The organism is Caulobacter sp. (assembly GCF_039596335.1).
In the GTDB taxonomy this organism is placed as follows: domain Bacteria; phylum Pseudomonadota; class Alphaproteobacteria; order Caulobacterales; family Caulobacteraceae; genus Caulobacter.
Map to the genome: position 1 here is coordinate 73,157 of NZ_JBCNJZ010000014.1, position 21,470 is coordinate 94,626.

23 protein-coding genes are annotated in these 21,470 nt (G+C 68.4%); 16 read left to right on the forward strand and 7 right to left on the reverse strand.

Going from position 1 to position 21,470, the window contains the following annotated elements; genetic code table 11:
• Positions 1-27 precede the first annotated feature (27 nt).
• Entirely contained in the window at positions 28-669 is a 642-nt protein-coding gene (locus tag ABDW31_RS23560; RefSeq protein ID WP_343699713.1) for an HAD-IA family hydrolase, read from the reverse strand.
• Positions 670-823: 154 nt separating this feature from the next.
• On the opposite strand from ABDW31_RS23560, the gene ABDW31_RS23565 reads away from it, so the two are divergent.
• From ABDW31_RS23565 to ABDW31_RS23590, 6 genes are all read left to right on the forward strand, one after another.
• Entirely contained in the window at positions 824-1,318 is a 495-nt protein-coding gene (locus ABDW31_RS23565; protein WP_343699714.1) for a hypothetical protein, read from the forward strand.
• A gap of 76 nt (positions 1,319-1,394) precedes the next feature.
• Positions 1,395-1,499, forward strand: coding sequence for a hypothetical protein (locus ABDW31_RS23570; RefSeq protein WP_172274389.1), 105 nt, complete (start codon positions 1,395-1,397; stop codon positions 1,497-1,499).
• 157 nt (positions 1,500-1,656) lie between these two features.
• Entirely contained in the window at positions 1,657-3,636 is a 1,980-nt protein-coding gene (locus ABDW31_RS23575) for an AsmA family protein (RefSeq protein WP_343699730.1), read from the forward strand.
• A 65-nt stretch (positions 3,637-3,701) separates the two neighbouring features.
• Positions 3,702-4,973, forward strand: coding sequence for a hypothetical protein (locus ABDW31_RS23580; RefSeq protein ID WP_343699715.1), 1,272 nt, complete (start codon positions 3,702-3,704; stop codon positions 4,971-4,973).
• Positions 4,974-5,098: 125 nt separating this feature from the next.
• Positions 5,099-5,425: a DUF3060 domain-containing protein gene (locus tag ABDW31_RS23585; protein ID WP_184714699.1), complete on the forward strand. Its 327-nt coding sequence runs from the start codon at positions 5,099-5,101 to the stop codon at positions 5,423-5,425.
• Positions 5,426-5,817: 392 nt separating this feature from the next.
• Positions 5,818-6,093 carry a YjhX family toxin gene (locus ABDW31_RS23590; RefSeq protein WP_343699716.1) on the forward strand — a complete coding sequence of 92 codons (276 nt, stop codon included), beginning with the start codon at positions 5,818-5,820 and terminating at the stop codon, positions 6,091-6,093.
• 3 nt (positions 6,094-6,096) lie between these two features.
• Here the strand turns inward: ABDW31_RS23590 and pseC are convergent, their stop codons facing one another.
• Positions 6,097-7,254, reverse strand: coding sequence for a UDP-4-amino-4,6-dideoxy-N-acetyl-beta-L-altrosamine transaminase (gene pseC, locus ABDW31_RS23595; protein WP_343699717.1), 1,158 nt, complete (start codon positions 7,252-7,254; stop codon positions 6,097-6,099).
• Positions 7,251-8,291, reverse strand: a complete 1,041-nt coding sequence (pseB, locus tag ABDW31_RS23600) for a UDP-N-acetylglucosamine 4,6-dehydratase (inverting) (RefSeq protein WP_343699718.1) — start codon at positions 8,289-8,291, stop codon at positions 7,251-7,253. Before pseB ends, pseC begins: the two co-directional genes overlap by 4 nt.
• A gap of 117 nt (positions 8,292-8,408) precedes the next feature.
• Between pseB and ABDW31_RS23605 the strand changes: the two genes are divergently transcribed.
• Entirely contained in the window at positions 8,409-8,807 is a 399-nt protein-coding gene (locus ABDW31_RS23605) for a hypothetical protein (protein WP_343699719.1), read from the forward strand.
• Here the strand turns inward: ABDW31_RS23605 and ABDW31_RS23610 are convergent.
• Positions 8,800-9,285, reverse strand: coding sequence for a nucleoside deaminase (locus ABDW31_RS23610; RefSeq protein ID WP_184723478.1), 486 nt, complete (start codon positions 9,283-9,285; stop codon positions 8,800-8,802). The genes ABDW31_RS23605 and ABDW31_RS23610 overlap by 8 nt on opposite strands.
• Positions 9,286-9,338: 53 nt before the next feature.
• Between ABDW31_RS23610 and ABDW31_RS23615 the strand changes: the two genes are divergently transcribed.
• Positions 9,339-10,622 (forward strand): pseudouridine synthase, encoded by a 1,284-nt coding sequence (locus ABDW31_RS23615; RefSeq protein ID WP_343699720.1) that lies wholly within the window; start codon positions 9,339-9,341, stop codon positions 10,620-10,622.
• Here the strand turns inward: ABDW31_RS23615 and ABDW31_RS23620 are convergent.
• Positions 10,619-11,581, reverse strand: coding sequence for a CPBP family intramembrane glutamic endopeptidase (locus ABDW31_RS23620; RefSeq protein WP_343699721.1), 963 nt, complete (start codon positions 11,579-11,581; stop codon positions 10,619-10,621). The genes ABDW31_RS23615 and ABDW31_RS23620 overlap by 4 nt on opposite strands.
• Positions 11,582-11,721: 140 nt before the next feature.
• On the opposite strand from ABDW31_RS23620, the gene ABDW31_RS23625 reads away from it, so the two are divergent.
• Both ABDW31_RS23625 and rsmD read left to right on the forward strand, forming a co-directional pair.
• On the forward strand, positions 11,722-12,339 hold the full coding sequence (locus ABDW31_RS23625) for a TMEM175 family protein (protein ID WP_184714713.1): 618 nt from the start codon (positions 11,722-11,724) through the stop codon (positions 12,337-12,339).
• A complete protein-coding gene (gene rsmD / locus ABDW31_RS23630) occupies positions 12,339-12,905 on the forward strand; it encodes a 16S rRNA (guanine(966)-N(2))-methyltransferase RsmD (RefSeq protein ID WP_184714715.1) in 567 nt (188 codons plus the stop codon). The genes ABDW31_RS23625 and rsmD overlap by 1 nt, the downstream gene beginning before the upstream one ends.
• Here rsmD and ABDW31_RS23635 read toward each other — a convergent pair.
• The gene (locus tag ABDW31_RS23635; RefSeq protein WP_184714717.1) at positions 12,902-13,213 is read right to left on the reverse strand and encodes an EthD family reductase; all 312 of its coding nucleotides are present in this window, start codon (positions 13,211-13,213) and stop codon (positions 12,902-12,904) included. The genes rsmD and ABDW31_RS23635 overlap by 4 nt on opposite strands.
• A 387-nt stretch (positions 13,214-13,600) precedes the next feature.
• On the opposite strand from ABDW31_RS23635, the gene ABDW31_RS23640 reads away from it, so the two are divergent.
• Positions 13,601-14,674 carry a nitronate monooxygenase family protein gene (locus ABDW31_RS23640; protein WP_343699722.1) on the forward strand — a complete coding sequence of 358 codons (1,074 nt, stop codon included), beginning with the start codon at positions 13,601-13,603 and terminating at the stop codon, positions 14,672-14,674.
• Positions 14,675-14,808: 134 nt separating this feature from the next.
• On the opposite strand, the gene ABDW31_RS23645 is transcribed toward ABDW31_RS23640, so the two are convergent.
• Positions 14,809-16,509 (reverse strand): hypothetical protein, encoded by a 1,701-nt coding sequence (locus ABDW31_RS23645; RefSeq protein WP_343699723.1) that lies wholly within the window; start codon positions 16,507-16,509, stop codon positions 14,809-14,811.
• Positions 16,510-16,730: 221 nt separating this feature from the next.
• On the opposite strand from ABDW31_RS23645, the gene ABDW31_RS23650 reads away from it, so the two are divergent.
• The 5 genes from ABDW31_RS23650 (at position 16,731) to ABDW31_RS23670 (ending at position 20,225) form a co-directional block, all read left to right on the forward strand.
• Positions 16,731-17,441, forward strand: a complete 711-nt coding sequence (locus tag ABDW31_RS23650) for a response regulator transcription factor (protein WP_343699724.1) — start codon at positions 16,731-16,733, stop codon at positions 17,439-17,441.
• Positions 17,416-19,032, forward strand: a complete 1,617-nt coding sequence (locus tag ABDW31_RS23655) for an ATP-binding protein (RefSeq protein ID WP_343699725.1) — start codon at positions 17,416-17,418, stop codon at positions 19,030-19,032. Before ABDW31_RS23650 ends, ABDW31_RS23655 begins: the two co-directional genes overlap by 26 nt.
• A gap of 5 nt (positions 19,033-19,037) precedes the next feature.
• Positions 19,038-19,469, forward strand: coding sequence for an HPr kinase/phosphorylase (locus ABDW31_RS23660; protein ID WP_343699731.1), 432 nt, complete (start codon positions 19,038-19,040; stop codon positions 19,467-19,469).
• 75 nt (positions 19,470-19,544) lie between these two features.
• Positions 19,545-19,952: a PTS sugar transporter subunit IIA gene (locus tag ABDW31_RS23665; protein ID WP_184714727.1), complete on the forward strand. Its 408-nt coding sequence runs from the start codon at positions 19,545-19,547 to the stop codon at positions 19,950-19,952.
• 3 nt (positions 19,953-19,955) lie between these two features.
• The gene (locus ABDW31_RS23670; RefSeq protein ID WP_343699726.1) at positions 19,956-20,225 is read left to right on the forward strand and encodes an HPr family phosphocarrier protein; all 270 of its coding nucleotides are present in this window, start codon (positions 19,956-19,958) and stop codon (positions 20,223-20,225) included.
• Positions 20,226-21,470: the final 1,245 nt, after the last annotated feature.

The window sequence follows — 21,470 nt, forward strand, 5'->3', positions numbered from 1 at the left end:
GAGAGACCTCCGAAAGCGTTGGCCCTCTCAGAACGCCAAACCGGTCGCTTCGGCAAGGTCGGCCAGCAATTGCGCCTCGCTCGAGACCTTGATGGCCTTCATGCCCAGGGCCGCCGCGGGCTTGCAGTTGATGCCCAGGTCATCGAGGTAGACGCAGGCCTCCGGCGCGACGCCCAGCAGCTCGCACATCATCTGGTAGATGCGCGGATCGGGCTTGCGCACCCCGGCCTTGGAGCTCTCGATCACCGCGTCGAACAGGGCCATGATCTCGCCGACGGCCAGGGCCTTCTGTGCGCTTTGCGCCATGCCGGGCCCATGGCCGGTCGGGACGTTGTTGGTGATGCAGCCGACCTTGAACCGCGCCTTGCAGACCTTCAGAGCGTCCGTCACCCGAGGCCGCAGATCGCCATAGAGCAGCGGCAGCACCTCGGCGCCGCGCACGGCATGGCCCAGGCGCGTCGCCTCTTCCAGGAACAGTCCGTCGAAGGCCGCCGCGTCGATCTCGGCCCGCTCGAACCGGGCCCAGGCATTGGCGTCCGGGTCGGTGGCGTTGACCGTGCGGATGAAGTCCTTGGGCAGGCCACGGTCGGTCTCATAGCGCCGGAACGCCTCGAACGGCGAGGTCGTGAACACCCCGCCGAAATCCCAGATCACCGCCTCGATCGCCATGCGTCGCCCCCTCAAACATTCGTTTGACCGACGCTAGCCGGAGTGGCGGCGGAGGAAAAGGGCGCCCTTTCACAGCCAAGCTCGCGCGAGGGGTGAAAGCATGCCGGCCCTTGGCGCGTTAGTGGTTTGTTAAGATCGTTACGGAGTACCGCCCATGACCGTCCGCCTGCTTGCCGCCCTCGCCTTCGCCAGCGCCGCCCTCGTGGCCGCGCCCGTCGTCGCCGGGTCGTATCAGGGCGGCCACCACCAGGGCTTGCCGTTGGATCCGCAGCTGCTGCCGGCCAATTCCGGCCCCGGCGACTGCGTGGTCCGTCGCGTCACCGGCCCCGGCGGCGCCTATCGCTGGGATCGCGTCGAATGCGGCGCGAGCCAGGGCCATCACCAGTGGGACGGCCGACCGCTGGGCGTGGAGACCGCCGATCGCTACAGCGATCGTCACGATCCCCGTTACGATTACGGCTATGGCTACGACCAACAGGACTACGCCTACGAGTATGCCCGCGAGCGTGGCTATGACGATGGATACGACCAAAGCCGTGGGGGCCCGGTCACACAATATCCGCCGTCCTACGCGCCCGGGTTCTACGGCTACGCCGCCGCTGGACGGGACGCCTATGGCTATCTCGTCTGGCCCGGAAAGCTGCCCTGACGACCCATTCCGGGTGGCGCCGCCCTTGCGCCGGTAGCGATGATTTGCACCAAAATGGGACTGGGGGAACTACAACATGCGCACACCGAGCCGACCGCTCTTCAAGGCCTATGAACTCGTGGCCATCGCCGTCTTCGTCGTGGCGGCCGCGGCCGTCAGCAGTATCGGCCTGGTCTACTAGAGACCGAACCACCGCCTTGTAATGGAACAGGATCGCCGGCCTCGCGCGTTGTGAGGGTTCAACCGGAGCCACGATCCTGTCGACCACCGACGCTCTTCCTCAGCCGAAGCCCCCGCGGAACCCGTTCCGCGGGCTGCCGCGCAGCGCCAAGATCGGCATCGGCTCGGCGCTGGCCCTGGTCGCGGCGGTGATCATCTTCCTGGTGATCTTCGACTGGAACTGGCTGCGCGGGCCGCTTGGCCGCTTCGCCTCGGCCCAGCTGCAGCGCGAGGTGGTGATCGCCGGCGACCTGCGGGTCCACCCGTGGTCGTTCGCGCCCAAGGTCGAGGCCTACGGTATCCGCGTCGGCCAGCCGGCCTGGGCCAAGTCGGTCGACAAGGATGCGGGCCAGATGGTCCAGCTCCAGCGCATCGCCGTACAGGTCAAGGTGCTGCCGCTGTTGCGCGGCCAGGTCATCCTGCCGTTCCTGGTGATCGACAAACCCGACGTGCGCCTGCTGCGCGCCAAGGACGGCAAGGCCAACTGGACATTCGGCGCGCCGCGCAAGGACGCCAAGCCGCTGAAGCTGCCGGCCGTCCAGCGCTTCGTGATCAACGACGGCAAGCTGCGGGTCGACGACCGCGTCGGCGGCGCGTTGTTCGTCGGCTCGGTCAACGCCCAGGAGCGGGCCGGCGAGCGCGGCGGCCGCTTCGTGCTGGAAGGCAAGGGCAGCCTGAACCGCTCAGGCTTCGTGGCCCAGGTCACCGGCGGCCCGCTGCTGAACATCACGCCCGACCGCCCCTATCCGTTCGACGCCGACGTCCGCGCCGGCTCGACCCACATCACGGCCAAGGGCAGCGTCACCAAGCCGTTCGATCTCGGCCGCTTCGAGACCCAGCTCAGCATCGCCGGCGCCGACCTGAACCGCCTGCACGACCTGACCGGCCTGACCCTGCCCAACACCCCGCCCTACAAGGTCTCGGGCAAGCTGGTTCGCAAGGGCGACCGCTTTGACTTCGAAGCGCTGTCGGGCCGCATCGGCGACAGCGACATCCGCGGCGACCTGTTCGTGCTGACCGGCCGCGAGCGCCCCTATCTGGAAGCCGACCTACGCTCGCGCCGGCTGGACTTCGACGACCTGGGCAGCCTGGTCGGCGCGGCCCCTGCCACCGGTCGCGGCGAGACCGCCTCGGCCGGCCAAAAGGTCGAGGCCCGCCAGCGCGACGCGACCCAGCGCCTGCTGCCCGACGCCACCCTGCAGGTCGACCGCGTCCGCGCCATGGACGCCAAGGTCAGCTATCGCGCCGACACGGTGAACGCCCCGAACCTGCCGCTGCGCAAGGTCAGCCTGGACGTGGACCTGAAGGACGGCGTGCTGAACCTGGACCCGATCGCCTTCACCTTCTCGCGCGGCGATCTGAAGGGGAAGGTGCGGCTGGACGCCCGCCCGGCCGTGCCGAAGACCGACATGGACGTGCGCCTGACCAATGCTCGGCTGGAAGACTTCATCCCGATCATGAGCGACGGCAAGCGCGCCATAGAGGGCCCGGTCATGGCTCGCGCCAAGCTGACCGGTACGGGCAATAGCGTCCACCGCGCAGCCGCCTCGGCCAACGGCTCGGTGACCGTGGTGTCGCCCCGGGGCCAGATCCGCCAGGCCTTCGCCGAACTGCTGGGCGTCAACGCCTCCAAGGGGCTCATCCTGCTGCTGTCCAAGAGCGACAAGGAAACCTCGGTCCGCTGCGCGATCGCCGACTTCGACGTCAAGAACGGCGTCATGACCTCCAACCAGATCGTCGCCGACACCGGCGTGGTCCTGGCCAAGGGCCGCGGCACGATCAACCTTGAGACAGAGAGGATGAACTTCCGCATCGAGGGCGACAGCAAGAAGCCGCGCCTGCTGCGGCTGTTCGTGCCGATCACCATCGAGGGTCCTTTCATGGCTCCCAAGATCGGCCTGGACGCCAGCAAGGCCGTGGGCCAGGGCGGCATCGCCGCCGCCCTGGGCTCGCTGGTCAACCCGCTGGCCGCCCTGCTGCCCTTCGTCACCACCGGCGAAGCCAAGGACGCCGACTGCGCCGGCTTGGTCAGCGAAGCGCGCCAGCAAGGCGCCCCTGTGAAGACCAGTCAGACCACCCCGGCCAAGGCGAAGAAGTAGCGGGTTGGCGCCCCGCCTGGGCCTCGTTAGACGACAGAGAGTTGAGTCGTCTGCGGGGGAAACGCGTGCGTAGAATTCATCGGGGTCTCTCTGCGATCCTTCTGGCCGGCCTCAGCGCCGTCGCGACCGGATCGTTCGCCCAGGAGGCGTCGCCCTTCCAGGCCCGCCTGGCCCAGGCGATCACCCCTCTGAACGTCAATCCGGACGGGCTGTCGGGCGCGGGCGCGTCCGTCCTGTCCGAGGCCGTCGCCGCCAGTCGCTATGTCATGATCGGCGAGAGCCACATGTCCCGCGAGATCCCGGCCTTCACCACCCAGATTTGCCGCCTGATGGCGCCGTCAGGCCTGGCCGCCATGGTCATCGAGACCGGCCCGGAAGCGGCCCGCGTCGTCGACGCCGCCATGCGATCGCCGGACCGCGAAGCCAAGATCGTCGAGTTCTCACGCAAGCACCCCGACGGCATCGCCTTCTTCAGGGGCCAGGACGAAATCCGGATGACCGGCGATTGCGCCGCCGCGGCCGGGCCGAAATTTCAGCTCTGGGGACTGGACCAGGAGTTCCTCGGATCCAGCGGCCACCTGCTGCAAGAAATGCTGGCCGCCAAGCCGGGGCCCCTCGCCCGGGCCGCCCTGACCGGTCTGGCCGCGCAGGAGCAGAAAGCGACCGCCGCCGCGCTCGCATCCGGTTCGCCCGCGGACCTGCTCCTTCTCTCGGCCAAGCAGGATGATCTCGATCAGGCCGCCGCCGCAGTCGCGAAGGATGGCGGCGCGCGCGTGCGCTATCTGTTTGGCCTGCTGACCGAAAGCCGCGCCATCTACCAGGCGTCGCAGGCGCGCAAGGGCGACCCCAACGGCCGCCGCGCGCGTCTGATGAAGCGCACGCTGGCCGCCCAGCTCGCCGACAAGCCCGGCGCGAGGGTGCTGCTGAAGTTCGGCGCCTATCACGGCTACAAGTCGATCAATCCGCTGAACCAGCGCGACATCGGGGCCTATGTGGCCGAGCGCGCCGAGGGCGAAGGCGCCACGGCGCTGCACATCATCATCGAAGGCGCCAAGGGCTCCCTGGCGGGCTATGCCGGCGTCGGACGGCCCGCCGCCGTGCAGACCTTCGACATGAAGGACGACAAGGACCCGGACTGGCGCAAGGACGTCGTTCAAGCGGCCGGCGCCGCGTCGGGGTCGTGGCTGATGGTGGATCTCCGGACGCTCAGAACCCGGGACCTGTCGGCTGCGCCGGCGCCATGGCGTGACCTGGTGCTGGGCTACGACATCGCCATCCTGGCTCCTACATTCACCCCGACCAGCCTGCTCGGCGGAGACACGCCGGCGGCGCGCTGATGAGGCGGCGGCGGACGACCGCCGCCCCTTTCCATCATCCAGCGGTCACGGACTGAACTTAAGGTGGAGCTTTTCCGGGCTTGAGGCGTTTGCGCCCAAGGTTCGTCACGAGGAAACCTCGCATCATGATCTCCGTCACCCTGCTCGCCCTGATCGCCGGTCTCGCCGGCCAAGCCAAGGCGCCGATCCACATCGCCGGCGTTGGGCAAGGCAACACGGTCGCCTGCGAAGGTCGCGGCGTCATCGTCGACGGCACGGAACACAACCTGACCTTCACCGGCAACTGCGCCAGCCTCAAGCTGAACGGCACGGACAACAAGGTGATGATCGACCTGGCCCCCGGCGCGCCGGTGGTGGTCACGGGCACCGACCAGACCGTCCGCTGGCGCTCGTCGAAAGCGCCCCAGGTGCGCATGAACGGCGTCGACAACAGCGTCAGCAAGGCCCCGTAAGCCCGTACCGTTTTCCCGGCGAAAGCCGGGACCCAGCTGGAAGGGCGCTTTGGCGAATTCTATGAGCGCCGTGCTCTTCCAGCCCACCCAGCACTCTGAGATCTGGGCCCCGGCTTTCGCCGGGGAAACGGCGTTTTGCGATAGGCTTTGCCAAAGCGGAAACCACCGCTATCCTCCCCACACCAACGTCTTCAGTGTGGTTCATGTCCGAGATTGTGCGCGAGGCGCGGGCCTAACAGGCTCCGGACCTCGGTTCGAAAGTCGATAGGCCCGCTATCCGCCCGCGCATCCGCCGCGGGCGTGCTTCGTCACGCCCGCTCTTGGCTAGAGATGGGTCTCTGAAGAGACCCGGCGGTTGCGTGATCGTATGCCTCGATCTCTCGGACATTCCCTTGAACATCTCCAAACCGCAGCAACGCACGCTGCATGCTCTGGCCCAAGGCGGTCGGATCGAACTCGAACGTGACGAGAAGGGCCGCATCCTGTCGGCCGACTGCATCACCCGCGACGGCTGGGGCCTGACCGACTGCAATGTCGGCGTCTTCCAGTCCCTCAAGAAGAAACGACTGATCGCCAGCCAGGACGGCGGTCCCTACCGGATCACCCGACTGGGCCTGGGCAATCTGCGCGCCCAGCTCGACAACCGGGTGGGGGCCAAGGCGTGGTGAGGCCTAGCCCAGGATGGTCGCCAGAGCGTCGACGACCCGCTCGACGTCGCCATCCGCCATGGCCGGGAACAGCGGCAGGGTCAGGCAGCGGGCGTACCAGGCGTCGGCGCCGGGCAGGTCCGCCAGGCCCTGGCGGTTGACGTAATAGGGCTGGCGGTGGACCGGGATGTAGTGGACCTGCGTCCCGATCCCCTGGCTCTTAAGGCTATCGACCACGGTGCGGCGTGACAGGCCCTCGGCCTCGAAGTCGATCAGCACGGTCAGAAGGTGCAGGGCCGGGTTCGAATGGGCCGGGCTCTGCGCCAGCTTCACGCGCGGGCAGCGCTGGGCCAGACGTTCGGCATAGAGCGCGGTCAACTCCCAGCGACGGGCTACGAAGCGATCCAGCTTGGCCAGCTGCGATAGGCCCAGGGCGCAGAGAATGTCGGGGATGCGGTAGTTGAAGCCCAGCTCGGGCATCTCGTACCACCACGGCTCGCCGCCGGCGGGCCGGACCATGCCGTGCGAGCGCAGCAGCCTCGCCCGCGCCGCCAGCTCGGCGTCGTTGGTGGTCAGCATGCCGCCCTCGCCCGTGGCCAGGGTCTTGACCGGGTGGAACGAGAAGCTGGCGAAGCTGGAATAGGCGCCGTCGCCGACGGGATGGTCGACGCCGCCGAACGTGCCGACCGAGCCCAGCGCGTGGGGGGCGTCCTCGACCAGCGCCGCGCCGGCGGCGCTGGCCATGGCCTTCAGGGCCGGTAGGTCGCAGACGTCGCCGCGCAGATGCACCGGCAGCACGGCCTTGACCCGCTTGTCACCGACCCGGCCCAGCGCTTGCGCCAGGGTGTCGGGGGTCATCAGGCCGCTGTCGGGATCGACGTCGGCGAACACCACCTCGGCCCCGACGTAGCGGGCGCAGTTGGCGGTGGCCAGGAAGGTGACCGAGGGCGCGATGCAGACATCACCCTCCCCGATCCCCAGCGCCATCATCGCCAGGTGCAGGGTGGCCGTGCCGTTCGAGACGGCGATGGCGTGCTGGGCCCCGACCTTGGCGGCGAAGGCGGTCTCGAACGCCTCGACCGTGGGGCCGGTGGTCAGGAAATCACCGCGCAGCGCTTCCGTGACGGCGGCGATGTCGTCGTCCTCGATCGTCTGGCGACCGTAGGGCAGGAAGCCGCTCATCGCGCGGCCTTCTCCTCCAGCATGGCCAACAGGCCATCGGGCGAGAGCCAGTCGTGGTTGTTGTCGCTGCTGTACGAGAAGTCTTCCGGCACCGGCGCGGCGCCGTCGGCCGCGCCATAGGGCGTGCGGCCAAACTCGGCGAAATTCGGCTCGATGGCGAAGCGGTCCTCGAACTCGACGGTCGAGCGGGCGTCGTCGGCGCTGATCATGATCTCGTGCAGCTTCTCGCCGGGGCGGATGCCGACCACCTTCATGCCGGCGTCGGCCGACATCGCCTTGACTAGGTCGGGCATGGCCATGGACGGGATCTTGGGCACGAAGATCTCACCACCGCGCATCATCGTCAGCGACGACAGCACGAAGTCGACGCCCTCGTTCAGGGTGATCCAGAAGCGGGTCATGCGCGGATCGGTGACCGGCAGCTCGGTCGCGCCCTGGCTCAGCAGGCGACGATACAGCGGCACGACGCTGCCGCGCGAGCCGACCACATTGCCGTAGCGCACGACGCAGAAGCGGGTGCCGATGTCGCCCGACAGGTTGTTGGCCGCCACGAAGGTCTTGTCCGAGGCCAGCTTGGTCGCGCCGTAGAGATTGGTCGGGTTGCAGGCCTTGTCGGTAGACAGGGCCACCACCTGCTTCACGCCATTGTTGAGGCTGGCCCAGACCACGTTCTCGGCGCCCAGCACGTTGGTGTGGATGCACTCCGACGGATTGTACTCGGCCGCCGGCACCTGCTTCAGGGCCGCAGCGTGGATGACGATGTCGACGCCGCGCAGGGCCAGGGTCAGGCGCTCGCGGTCACGAACATCGCCCAGGAAGAAGCGCATCTTGCCGACGGTCTTGTCGTCGAACTGCTCGCGCAGCTCGATCTGCATGTCGCTCTGCTTCAGCTCGTCGCGCGAATAGACGATGACCTTGCGCGGGTCATAGCGGCGCAGCACGGTCTCGATGAAGCGGCGACCGAACGAGCCGGTGCCGCCGGTGATCAGGATCACCTTGCCGTCCAGGTCGAGGTTTTGGGGGGAGAAGCGGCCCAAGGTCTGCCTCCTGCGGCATTAGCCGCGACGAAAGGCGGCGTCGAATCTCGGTTACGCCTCTGTTTGCGCTCCCAGATGTAAAGAGGACGTCAACCACGCTGCGGTAGCAAGGGCGTCATGCAACGCCGCGCTCTTCTCCTGCCGCTCCTTCTGGTCGCCACGCTCGGCGCCACGCCCGTTCTCGCCAACGAGGGCAAGAAGGAAGACAAGGCCGTCACCTATTTCCAGCTGGACCCGATCAACGCCGTGGTCCTGCGCCGCGACGGCCGCCGGGGGGTGATGACCGTCGAGACCGGGCTGGAGGTCAAGGATCCCACGCTGATGAAGCGGGCCCAGGCCTCGACGCCGCGCCTGCGGGCCGCCTTCGCCCAGACGCTGATGGTCTATTGCGCCGGCCTGCGCGGTGGCGCGGCCCCGGACATCGACCACGTCTCGCGCGAACTGCAGAAGGCCGCCGACCAGGTGCTGGGCAAGCCCGGCTCCAAGGTCCTGCTGGGCTCGGCCCTGATCAGCTAGGTTTCTTGCGGCGGGCGCGGAAGAAACCTCGAAGCAGGTCCGCGCTCTCCTCCGCCAGCACCCCGCCTGTGACCTCGGGCCGCCAGTGGCAGGTGGGCTGGGCGAAGAACTTCGGGCCGTGGACCACCGCCCCGCCCTTGGGGTCCTCGGCTCCGAACACCACCCGGCCGATCCGCGCATGGCTGATCGCCCCGGCGCACATGGCGCAGGGCTCAAGCGTCACCACCAGGGTCAGGTCGGTCAGCCGGTAGTTTTCCAGCTTGGCCGCCGCCAGCCGCATCACCGCGATTTCGGCGTGGGCCGTGGGGTCGTAGGCGGCGATCGGACCGTTGCCGGCCGTGGCGATGATCTCGCCGGTCTTGGGATCCAGGATCACTGCGCCCACCGGCGTCTCGCCGGCCTCGGCCGCCGCGCGCGCGGCGTCCAGCGCCAGGCGCATCATGCGGTGGTCTTGATCGTCAGCCGGATCAGTGTGCATTAGCAGTTGAACGCCCATCGAGAGATGCGCCCAGCCTTCAGAAGGACGCCGAAATGACCAAGCCACACGATCCCCTGTACGAGCCTGAACTCGAGGGTCAAGACGGCGAGCTGGACGGCGGTCCCGGCGAGCGGGTCGCCAAGGCCCTGGCGCGGGCCGGCGTAGCCTCGCGGCGCGAGGTCGAGCGCCTGATCGAAGCCGGCCGCGTCGCCATCAACGGCAAGGTGCTGACGACCCCGGCGGTCAAGGTCGCGCCCGGCGACTTCCTCACCGTCGACGGCCAGTTGGTGGCCGAGCGCGAGCCGACCCGGATCTTCCGCTACCACAAGCCCACCGGGCTGATGACCACCCACAACGACCCCAAGGGCCGGCCGACTGTGTTCGGCTCGTTGCCCAAGGATCTGCCCCGCCTGATCTCGGTCGGCCGCCTGGACTTGAACTCCGAGGGCCTGCTGCTGCTGACCAATGACGGCGAGCTGTCGCGGGCGCTGGAGACCCCCAGCAACGCCTGGGTCCGCCGCTATCGCGCCCGCGCCTTCGGCGACACCACCCAGGCCAAGCTGGACACCCTGAAGGACGGCATCACCGTCGAGGGCGTGAAGTATGGCGCGATCGACGCCAAGATCGACAAGGCCCACGAAAAGGCCGGCGGCGGCAAGAACATCTGGATCACGGTCAGCCTGTCGGAAGGCAAGAACCGCGAAGTCCGCCGCGTGCTGGAAGCCCTGGGCCTGAAGGTCAATCGCCTGATCCGGATGTCCTACGGACCGTTCGCCCTGGGCCCCCTTGAGGCCGGCCAGATCGAGGAGGTCGGCCCGCGGGTGATCCGCGAGCTGATGGAAGGCATCATCTCCGAAGAGAACATGCCGACCGGCGACCGTCCCAAGTTCGGCGGGATCGCCAGCGCCGTGAAGGCGCCCGGCACGGCCGGCGGCGGCGATCTGCAGCGTCGCGGCGCTCCCCGCGCCGACCGGACGGGTGTGATCGACGTCCCCGAAAAGTCCGAGAAGCCGGTCTACAAGGCCGGCTGGGCCAAGCCCAAGAAGAAGGTCTCGCCCCACGCGCCGGCCAAGGGCGCCAGCAAGGGCGCCGCCCCGTCCAAGCCCAAGCGCGCGGTCAAGTCGATCGAAAGCAAGTTCATCGACATCGGAAAACCCGCCGCCCGCGGCAAGCCGGCCGCGCCCTCCAAGGGTGGCCGCCCCGGCGCGAAGCCCGCCGACGGCGCCGCCCGTCGTGTCGCGGAAAAGCCCGGCAAGCCCGGCGGCGCTCGCCCCGGACCGCGCCCGACCGGCGGCGCAGGTGGACGAGGTTCGGCTCCGCGCGGTCCGAAGCGCTAAGCCGCCGCAGCCTGCGCGCCGGTCCAGCGGCGCAGGGCCGGCCAGCGTAGCGAAAGCTCCGCTACGCCGATGAAGCCGGCCAGCAGCACCAGGGCGCTGGCCAGCAGCCCGGCCTTGAACGCGTGCGGCGCGTCGGGCTGGGCGGTCATCGGCCGGACCAGCAGGACGATGATGGCGTTGTTGGCCGCATGGGCGCCGATGCCCAGCTCGATGCCGCCCAGCCGCAGCGCCATCCAGGTCAGCCCCATGCCCATGGCCATCCGAAACAGGAAGGCGTCGAGATTGGGGTCCAGGTGGATCGCCGCGAACAGCACGCCGTTCACGCCCATCAGCGCCAGCGGGTGGCGGATATAGGCGGCGGTCTGCTTCAGCAGCCAGCCGCGGAACAGCAGCTCCTCGGCCGCCGAGGCCAGGATCAGCAGGCTGATGGCCAGGCTGGCATAGATCACCTGGCCGGCCAGGTTGGGCGCCATGCGGCCGAGCGGCGGCTCGATCGACTGCCCGGCAAGGGCCGCGCCGCCAACCACGGCGCTCATGACGATGGCCACCAGCACAAGGCCACCGATCAGCAGCCGCCAGCGCAGCGGTTGGCCGTCATTGACATAGCCTTTGAGCTTGCGGTGGTGGATCGCCCCGGCCGCGAACACGAAACCGACCGCCGCGCCCAGATTCACACCGGCCAGGATGGTCAGCAGGAACAGCGACTGGCGCGCCGACGGTTCCGAAAGATTGGGATCGGAGAAGATCGCGAACAGGTCGCCCGTCGTCGGGGCCCCGTCCAGGCCGCTGACCACCACCAGGGCCGTCACCAGCGCCAGGGCCCCGCCCAGCGCCGCCCCGACCACTGCCGCCAGCAGGCCGGCCGGCAAGGCGACGGCGGTCCGCCACGGGTCGCGATCGAAGGGCGACAGATCGGCCAGGAAGCGCGAACGCCTCGCCGACTCCATGATCTCGCCCATGCGCATCGCCTGATCGCCGTCCGTTCGCCTCTGCCTAACGGCGCGACTAAGAGGGCGCGGGCGCGGACTTGTAAAGCGCACGCTTGCCGCAGGACGCGGAGGACGGCACACATCCCGTTACAGGTTGTGAGGGGACCACAATGAGCAACGACAAGTCGAGTGATTCGAGCCCAGGGCACTTGCACCGGCTGGTGCTGTTCTCGGACGCGGTGTTCGCCATCGCCATCACCCTACTGGCCATCGAGATCCACCCGCCGCACCACTGGCATGGGGTGCCGGACCTGTTCGGCCAGATGGGCCCCAAGCTGCTGGCCTATGCGCTCAGCTTCGCGGTCGTCGGGGTGGGCTGGTTCAGCCATCGCCGGGTGTTCGCCCGCCTGACCAAGGCCAATGGCGGCCTGGATTTCTTCAACTTCGTGGTCCTGGGCCTGATCGCCCTTCTGCCGCTGGCCACCGAGCTGCTCTGGGAAGCCGGCAACCAGGCCCTGCCGGTCTATATCGGGCTGGTGGCCCTGATCGGCGTCGCCATGGGTCTGATGTGGGCCTATGCGGCCTTCGTCGGCAAGCTGACCGAGCCAATGCCCACCGCCGAGGCCTGGTTCGTCTGGCTGCGCGTGACCCTGCTGCCGGGCCTGATGTGCGGCCTCAGCCTCTACAGCCTGATGCATCCGTGGGCCTGGATCCTGATGGTCCTGCTGCTGGTCGGCCTGGGCTGGATGAGCAAGCGCGTAATCGCCCCCGCGCCGAAGGCGGCCTGATGCGCATCGTCTCGGGCCAGTATCGCGGCAAGGCCATCGCCGCCCCGGCGGGCGACGCCACCCGGCCGACCTCCGACCGCGCGCGCCAAGCGGTGTTCAACATCCTGGAACACGCGGCCTGGGCGCCGGAGCTGCACGGGGCGCGGGTCGTCGACCTGTTCGCCGGCTCGGGCGCGCTAGGTCTGGAGGCTCTGTCGCGCGGCGCGGCCTATTGCCTGTTCGTCGAGACCGACGATGCGGCCCGCGGCGCAATCCGCGAGAACATCGACGCGATGCACCTGTTCGGCGTCACCCGCGTGCATCGCCGCGACGCCACCGATCTGGGCCCCATCCCGGCCAGCGCCGGCGCGCCGTTCGACATCGCCTTCCTGGACCCGCCCTACGCCAAGGGCCTGGGCGAGAAGGCCGTCGCCGAACTGAAGGCCGGCGGCTGGCTGAACCCTGGCGCGATCCTGATGTTCGAGCGCGGCCGCAGCGAGATCGACCCGGCGCTGGATGGCTTCGAGCTGATCGACACGCGCGACTACGGCGCCGCGCGTGTGCTGTTCTACAAGCTGCTCGACTAAGCCTCGGCGCTGATCTGCGCCACCGGCTGGATGTCGGTGAAGTTGGCCACGTCGGCCGTCACTTCAGCGCCGCGTGGACCACCCAGCGAAGCCTGCAAGGCCGCCATGTCGCGGAAGGTCAGGTTGACCATCATTCTGTAGGGGGCCGGTGCGCCGCCCGCCCCGGACAGACCCTTCAGGATCTGCACGCCGATCAGACCGGTCGGCGCGAAGGCCTCCTGGGCCAACGGAATATGGACCTCGGTGTAATAGGTCTCGTCGAACTTCGCGCCTTCGACGGCGGGATAAAGGACGGTGAACACGGCCATGGCGGCCTCCCTGGGGTTGCTCGCGGGAACCTACCGGGCGCCGTCGGGGAAGAGGCAAGGCCCTAAAAGCCCTCTCTCACAGAGAGAGGGAGGGGCCCGCCGCCAACGGCGGTGGGAGGGTGAGAGGTTTCACCGTCTCAAATAGGTCCGTCATCCCGCGCTTTATGCGCGGGACCCATCTGTCCGCCGCAAGGGCGATGCAGAAACAAGATCTCACGTAGAAGCTGAACCATGGGTCCCGCGCATAAAGCGCGGGATGACGGTTGTGGTGTGACGCACTGAACGAGCCTCTCCGGCAGACTATATAACCTCTCACCCTCCCATCGCTGCGCGATGGGCCCCTCCCTCTCTCTATGAGAGAGAGTTTCCGACGCGCTGGAGACCGCCATGCCCGCTCGCTTCAATGGCCGCCTTTCCGATCTGCTCGGTATCACCCTGCCGATCGTCCAGGCCCCGATGGCCGGCGCGACAACGGTGGACATGGCCATCGGCGCGGCGCTGGCGGGCGGGCTGGGCTCCCTGCCCTGCGCCCAGTACACGCCGGACCAAGCTCGCGAGGCGGTGGCCGCGTTCCGCGCCGCCGCCCCTGGCCTGCCGGTGAACTTGAACTTCTTCAGCCACCAGACGCCGACGCCCAATCCTGTCGCCGCCCTGGCCTGGCGCGCCAAGCTGGCGCCCTACTATGTCGAGGCGCGGCTGGATCCGACGCAGACGCCGCCGAACGCCGGCCGCGCCCCGTTCGACGAGGCCTTCTGCGCGGTCGTGGAAGAGATCCGCCCCGAGGTGGTCAGCTTCCACTTCGGCTTGCCCGATGCGGCGCTGGTCGAGCGGGTGCGCGCCGCCGGGTCCAGGATCCTGTCCTCGGCCACCACCGTCGCCGAGGCGTGCTGGCTGGAAGACCACGGCGTCGACGCGATCATCGCCATGGGCGCCGAGGCCGGCGGCCACCGCGCGACCTTCCTGCCGGGATATGGCGGGCAGCTGGAGGCCAAGCTGGACATGGCCGCCCAGCCGGGTCTGTTCGCCCTGCTGCCACAGATCGTCGACGCCGTCAGAGTTCCTGTGATCGCCGCCGGCGGCATTGCCGACCCGCGCGGCGTAGCGGCCGCCGCGACGCTGGGCGCGGCGGGCGTCCAGGTCGGCACCGCCTATCTGTTCACGCCGGAGGCCCAGATCCCCGCCGCCCACCGAGAAGCGCTGCAGGAGGCGCGCGACGACAACACCATGCTGACCGACCTGTTCACGGGCCGGCCGGCGCGCGGCGTCGCCAATCGTCTGATGCTGGAACAAGGTCCGCTGGGCGAAGGCGTGCCGCCCTTCCCCACCGCCGGCGGGGCGCTGGTGCCGCTGCGGGACGGCGGCGAAAGCCGCGACTTCGTCAACGCCTGGTCAGGACAAGCCGCGCGCCTGGCGCCGCGGGATCTGAGCGCGCACGACCTGACGCGTTGGTTGATGGGCTAAAGCGGTTCACGCCGAGGGGCCGCAGACCTCGCCCTTCGACAAGCTCAGGGTGAGGTTTTCTACCCGGCCTCAGCAATAGCCCCTCACCCTGAGCCTGTCGAAGGGCGAGGGCGGACCCACGAACTTAGCCGCCCCTAAGCCGCCTGGCTGACCAGGGTCTTGAGCAGGTCCATGGTCTGGGGCGAGCCGGCCAGCTCCTCGCGGGCGCTGGGATCGCGGGCCAGTTTCAGGGCCTCGACACGGGCTTTCTCCGCGACCGGTCCGGTAGGACCCGCCTCGCCCATGGCCAGCTTGGCCAGCAGCTGCAGACGGTGCGGCAACGGCGCGGGCGCGCGGACCAGCATGGTCAGCAGGCGCGTGTCGGCCTCGACCAGGGCTCCGACGTCGCCCAGCTTGGCGCACAGCGGCTCGAAGTCTTCGCGCACCAGGCCCGAACGGGTCAGGGAGCGTTGCAGCGACGCCAGATTGTTGAGCTTGGCGACCGGCGATTCCGGACCCTGACGGGTTTCCTTCTCGAAGCGCATGGCGCTGATATTGGCGTTCAGCCAGCGCGCGGCGTTGCGCTTGTTGACCGCGCCCATGACGTTCTCGGCCAGGCGGATCAGGATCTTGATCTCGTCATGGGCCGAGCGGTCGCGGCCCAGCAGCGAGTCGATGAAGTCGCCGTTCAGCAGGGTCTTGGAGCGGGTCGTGAAGGCGGCCTGGATGTCCTCGGCCTGCAGGATGCGGCCGGCGGCGGCCGTCAGGCTCATGGCCAGGGCGCGCAGGAACTCGATCTCGGCCTCGGCGTCCGACGGCTTGAGGCGACGCACGCCGTTCAGCTCGGTCAGCACACGCTCGGCGATGGCCTTGCGCACGCTGGGGAAGTCTTCGCCGCTCAGCCATTGCGACAGGCGTCTGGCGGTGCCCGACAGCTCGGGCATGCAGTTGCGGACGCTGGCCTCGATGCGGATCAGGGCCTCGACGGCCGAGCCGCCGGTCAGGCGGGTCATGGCCGCCAGGGTGACGCCCAGGTCTTCGCCGGTGGTGTCCAGCAGGTCGGCCATGCCGGCGCGCGAACCGATGATCTCGGCCAGGGGCTGCTCGATGGCGGCCATGGCGGCGGCGCGGGCGCGCGGCTCGCTGGGCGCGGCGTCGGCCAGGTCCAGCAGGCGGGCGATCTTCTCGGACCAGTTCTTGCCGGGCGCGATCGAGGCGGCGACACCCGCCCCCAGCAGGAAGGCGCGATCGGGATCGGCGACCAGGCGCTCGGCGGCTTTCGCGAAGCCTTCCTTGTCGAGGTCCGGCAGGGTCCCCTTCTTGAAGGCCTTGCTGAGGTTGCCGATGGCGCGCTCGACCAGGCCCTGGAAGTGGCGGATGACCTCGTGCACGGTCTGGCCGCGCGCCTCGGCTTCCGGAATGGCGATCTTTTGCAGGGCATGCTGCAGGTCGGTGCCGGACGCTTCCAGCTTCTCGACCAGGTCGGGACGGTGCAGCAGTTCGAACGGGGTGGCTTTGTGACGGACCAGCCAGCCTTCCAGCAGGCGGCCGATGCGGTCACGGGCGTGGGCGGTGTAGAGGTCGGCGGGCTGCACGCACAGCGGATCGCGGTCCTCGACTTCCTTCTTGGGCTTGCCGCCGTCGACCATGCCCTTGGTGAAGATGGCGATCGACTTGTACTCGCCGGTGCCGGCGTCGAGGGTTTCCTTGCTGACGCGCACGGCGACGGCGCGGCCCTGCTCCAGCACGTCCTCGGCCGTCTGCAGCGCCTGGGCGCGGTTCTCGGTCGCGATCTCGAGCGTCCATTGCGCGCCGACTTTCCGGCGCACGAACAGCTCGTAGTGGACTTGGCTCATGTGACGGGCGGCTCCAGGGTCATCCCGACTATGGGTTTCATCTCTTAAGGTGAGGTTGAAGAAGCTTGGGCTTGGGCGGATGAGCCGCAATCGCGCCTTGCTGGGGCCGCAAAGGCCAAAGACAAGCGGAAGGGAAAGCTTTGCCGCGCCACGCGTTGAAGCTGCGAGCCTCGGTCGTTAGGATCGAGCGGACGTTTAGGACCAAGGACAAGAAAGCATAGATGGCCGCCATCACGCTCATTGACGACGACGAGAACATCGTCGCCTCGGTCTCGCTGGCCCTGGAAAGCCACGGCCACACGGTGAAGGCCTATTACGACGGCGTCGCCGGTCTGGAGGCCGTCGAGGCCAGCCCGCCGGAACTGGTGATCCTGGACGTCAAGATGCCCCGCATGGACGGCATGGAAGTGCTGCGCCGTCTGCGCCAGACGTCCGAGATCCCGGTGATCATGCTGACGTCAAAGGACGACGAGATCGACGAGATCCTCGGCTTCAACCTCGGCGCCGACGACTACATGCACAAGCCGTTCAGCCAGCGCCTGCTGCTGGAGCGGGTGAAGGCCGTGCTGCGCCGCGCCCGTCCGGAAGACGACCTGGCCGTGGCCGACCCGGCCGGCGCCGCCGGCTCTAAGGTGATGAAGCGCGGCAAGCTCACGCTCGACCCGGCCCGCCACGACAGCCTGTGGAACGGCCGCCCCGTGCGCCTGACCGTGACCGAGTTCCTGCTGCTGCAGGCCCTGGCCCAGCGCCCCGGCTTCGTGAAGAGCCGCGACAACCTGATGGACGCCGCCTACGACGATCAGGTCTATGTCGACGACCGCACGATCGACAGCCACATCAAGCGCATGCGCAAGAAGTTCCGCCAGGTCGATCCCGAGTTCGACTCCATCGAGACCCTGTACGGCGTTGGCTACCGTTACCGCGAAGCCTGAAACGATGCCTCCGGGCGCTGAAGAGCCGCGTCGGCGTCGCTTCACCTGGCCGCGCGGGTCGCGGCTGGGGCGGCTGATCATCACGCTCAACGTGCTGGCGCTGCTGATCCTGGTGATCGGCGCGCTGGTGCTGAACGAGCTGCGCAGCGGCCTGATCAATGCGCGGATCGACAGCCTCACGACCCAGGGCGAGCTGATCGCCAACGTCATCGACCAGTCGGCGACGGTGGGCGAGCCCGAGCCGCAGCTGGACCCCTACACCGCCAGCGCCATCCTGCAGGTGCTGTTCATTCCGCGCTCGCAACGCGCGCGGCTGTTCGACGCCCAGGGCAAGGTGCTGGCCGACTCGTTCGTGGTCGCCGACCGCGTCGACTGGAAGGTGCTGCCGCCGGCCCGCAAGCCCGGCCAGACCGACGACGGGACCCGGAAGACCCCGCGCGAGCAGGCCCAGGCCGAGCGCGCCCGCAAGGCCCTGGCCGACGAGATCGCCCGCGCCATGAACGGTCGCCCGGTCGCCGGCACCCGCATCGCCGAGGACGGCGAGAAGGTGGTGTCGGTCTCGATCCCGATCCAGCACGTCCGCGCCGTGCTGGGCGTGCTGACCCTGGAGGCCGGCGACGTCGACGAGATCATCTCGGCCGAGCGCAAGGCCCTGCTGCCCTTCATCATCGTGGCCATGATCGCCATCGTACTGTCCAGCGTGCTGCTGCACCGCCTGGTCGCCGTGCCGGTGCTGCGCCTGGCCCGGGCCGCCGACCATGTGCGCCTGCAGGGCGCGCGCGCCATCTCGCTGCCCGACCTGGAACGGCGCAGCGACGAGCTGGGCGACCTGTCGCGCTCGCTGGCCGACATGACCCATTCGCTGTCCGAGCGCATGGACGCCATCGAGCGCTTCGCCGCCGACGTGGCCCACGAGATCAAGAACCCGCTGACCTCGATCCGTTCGGCCATCGAGACCCTGGACCTGGTCACCGACCCGGCCGCCCGCGCCCGGCTGCTGGCCATCCTGCAGAACGACGTCAACCGCCTGGACCGCCTGGTCACCGACATCTCCAACGCCTCGCGCCTGGATGCGGAACTGTCGCGCGAGCATCCCAAGCTGCTGGACCTGCAGCGGCTGCTGACCGAGATCGTCAGCCTGTACGAGGCCCAGCTGCGCCCCGGCGACGCGCCTGGCAGCGTGCGCGTCTCGATCCAGATCGCCGACCCGGCCCACGCCCACACGGTGCTGGCCCGCGAGACGCCGATCGGCCAGGTGTTCCGCAACCTGATCGACAACGCCCGCTCGTTCAGCCCGGCCGACGGCGAGGTCCGCGTCAGCCTGACCCGCCACCGCGACCGCCTGGTCACCCTGGTCGAGGACGACGGCCCCGGCGTGCCGCCCGACAATCTCGAGACCATCTTTGAGCGCTTCTACACCTCGCGCCCCAAGGGTCGGGCGTTCGGCGGCAATTCGGGCCTTGGCCTGTCGATCGCCCGCCAGATCGTCGAGGCCCACGGCGGGGTCATTCACGCCGAGAACCGCCAGGACGCCGCCGGCGCGGTGATCGGCGCCCGATTCGTCGTCGACCTGCCGGACGCCCGGGCGTGAGTGAAATCCGTCATGGCGGCCTGATCGCCCGGCGCGTGGACGGCGTCTGGCGCGGCGCCCTGATCGAGGGGCCCTCAGGGATCGGCAAGAGCGATCTGGCCCTGCGCGCGCTGGATGCGGGCTTCCGGCTGGTCGCCGACGACCGCGTGGTCGCCTTCCCCTCCGGCGGCAAGCTCTATGGCAAGCCGCACGAGACCCTGGCCGGCCTGATCGAGATTCGCGGCCTGGGCGTCGCCCGCCATCCCGCTCTGCCGCTGTGCGAGATCGCCCTGGTCATTCGCTGTGTGGAGACGCCCGAAGCGGTCGAGCGGCTGCCTGACCCGCGTTTCACCGTGATAACGGGCGTTTCCGTTCCTGTTTTCGACCTGTGGCCGCGAGAACCCGCCGCCCCCTTGAAAATCGGCGCCATGATGCAGTCTCTTGGAGTCGCACCCTAACGGGCGTATCAAGGCCGCCCGCGCGGCGCTCTCCCGGCCGTTGTGGGATAGGGGATCCCGTTTGAGACATCAGGCATGATCGGGCTCGTGATCGTGACGCACGGGCGTTTGGCGGAAGAGTTCGTCTCCGCCATGGAGCATGTGGTCGGGCCGCAGGCCGCCGTCGCGGCGATCTGCATTGGCCCGGAAGACGACATGGAACGCCGCCGTTCCGACATCTTGAAGGCCTGCGCCGCGGTCGACGAGGACCAGGACGGCGTCATCCTGCTGACCGACATGTTCGGCGGCACGCCCAGCAACCTGGCCATCTCGGTCATGGAGCAGACCAAGGCCGAAGTCATCGCCGGCCTGAACCTGCCCATGCTGATCAAGCTGGCCAGCGTGCGCCAGCGCGAACCGCTGCAAGCCTGCGTCGCCCACGCCCAGGAGGCTGGACGCAAGTACATCTCCGTGGCCTCTTATGTGCTCGCGGGGGAAAAGTAGGGCATGGCGTCAAGAACGGTCGAGATCGTCAACGAGCGCGGACTGCACGCGCGGGCCTCGGCCAAGTTCGTGAAGATGGCGTCGGGTTTCGACGCCGAGGTCACCGTCAGCCGTGACGGCTCGTCGGTGGACGCCCGTTCGATCATGGGCCTGATGATGCTGGCCGCCGGCATCGGCTCGACCATCGACATCGCCGCTGAGGGCCCCGAGGCCGACGCGGCGCTGGAAGCCCTGTGCGAGCTGGTCGAGAACCGGTTCGACGAAGAACGATAGGGGCGCAGGCCTTCGCCAAATTTGCCTGGGGGCGACCGACGCCTGGACCGCCCTGCTTGAGGCGCCGGAAAGCGGACATTGCGAACTACCGTGTAGGGTGGTTAGCGGCCTTTCGAAATCCCTCTCTCATAGAGAGAGGGAGAGGCCCGCCGCGAAAGCGGTGGGAGGGTGAGAGGTTACACCGCTCACCGATCAATCCTCGGCCTCTCCACTTGGGTTGCGCAAAAGGTCCCGCCTGTCTTGGCTATCCCAAGGCCTGTATCCGCCGCCTTGCCCCCGCCTGGTCCGGAAAGGTTGTAACCTCTCACCCTCCCACGCCTGCGGCGCGGGCCCCTCCCTCTCTCTATGAGCGAGGGGCTGTAGCGTCCTAGACGGGTCGGGAACGGAAATAAGCCCGCCTCCCGAAAGCGGACGCGATTTAGGGGTGTGGGGCATCCGAGAGCAGACGTTCCGAACTACCGCGAGGGGTGGGTGGCGGAACTAATGGCTGCCTGCGGAAAGAGCTCTGAGCTTGGCGTCAACGGCCGACGCCACATCCCAGATTTGCTTCTGATCCAAAGGCTCTCCCAGTTCGGCGAAGACGTGGGCTTCTACGAATGCCCCCCTGATCAGGAAGCCGATCGTGCAGTAGCGACTTCCGCGCGGGTGATTAGCGCACCGCGCGAGGGGCCAACCTTGCGTCGTTGTAGTTAGGGGCGCGTCAGGGTTCAGGACGCGTATCCTCGAAAGTTCGTAAGCTTCGCCGCCGCTGTCCAAGGACCGGTCTATCCGCGCATCTGGTATCGTCACCATGGGTTCGGATGCTGGATCCCGGACTCCCCGCGGGCGCTCTCTCAAAAGTTCGAACCGCGTACCGTGCCGCGGCTCGGTGATGAAGGTCTGCAGCCCGGACGCGTTGACGACTGGTGCGGTAAGACCCTCGCATAGGGGCAGCTGTCCGGCTTGATAGGTGTGACGGTCGCAAATCCTGATGCTCACTCCTCGGCCAACCTTTTGGGCCTGGTCCAGGTCTGCGCGCTTGGGCACGTCGAGGGAAAAGTCGGCATAACGCGCCTTGAAAGGCGCAGACTCCTGCTCCTTAGGGCCCAGGGAACATCCGCCATAGGCCCCAAGAACCAAGGCAATGATCAGCGTCAGGTACTTAGGAGGCGCCATCCAGCCACGCTAGGCGACGGATGTTTCCCGCCCCCTAATGGAGCGCTGCTGCAATGCGCTGGTGCGGGCCGGTAGAGCGGACCTTCAGAA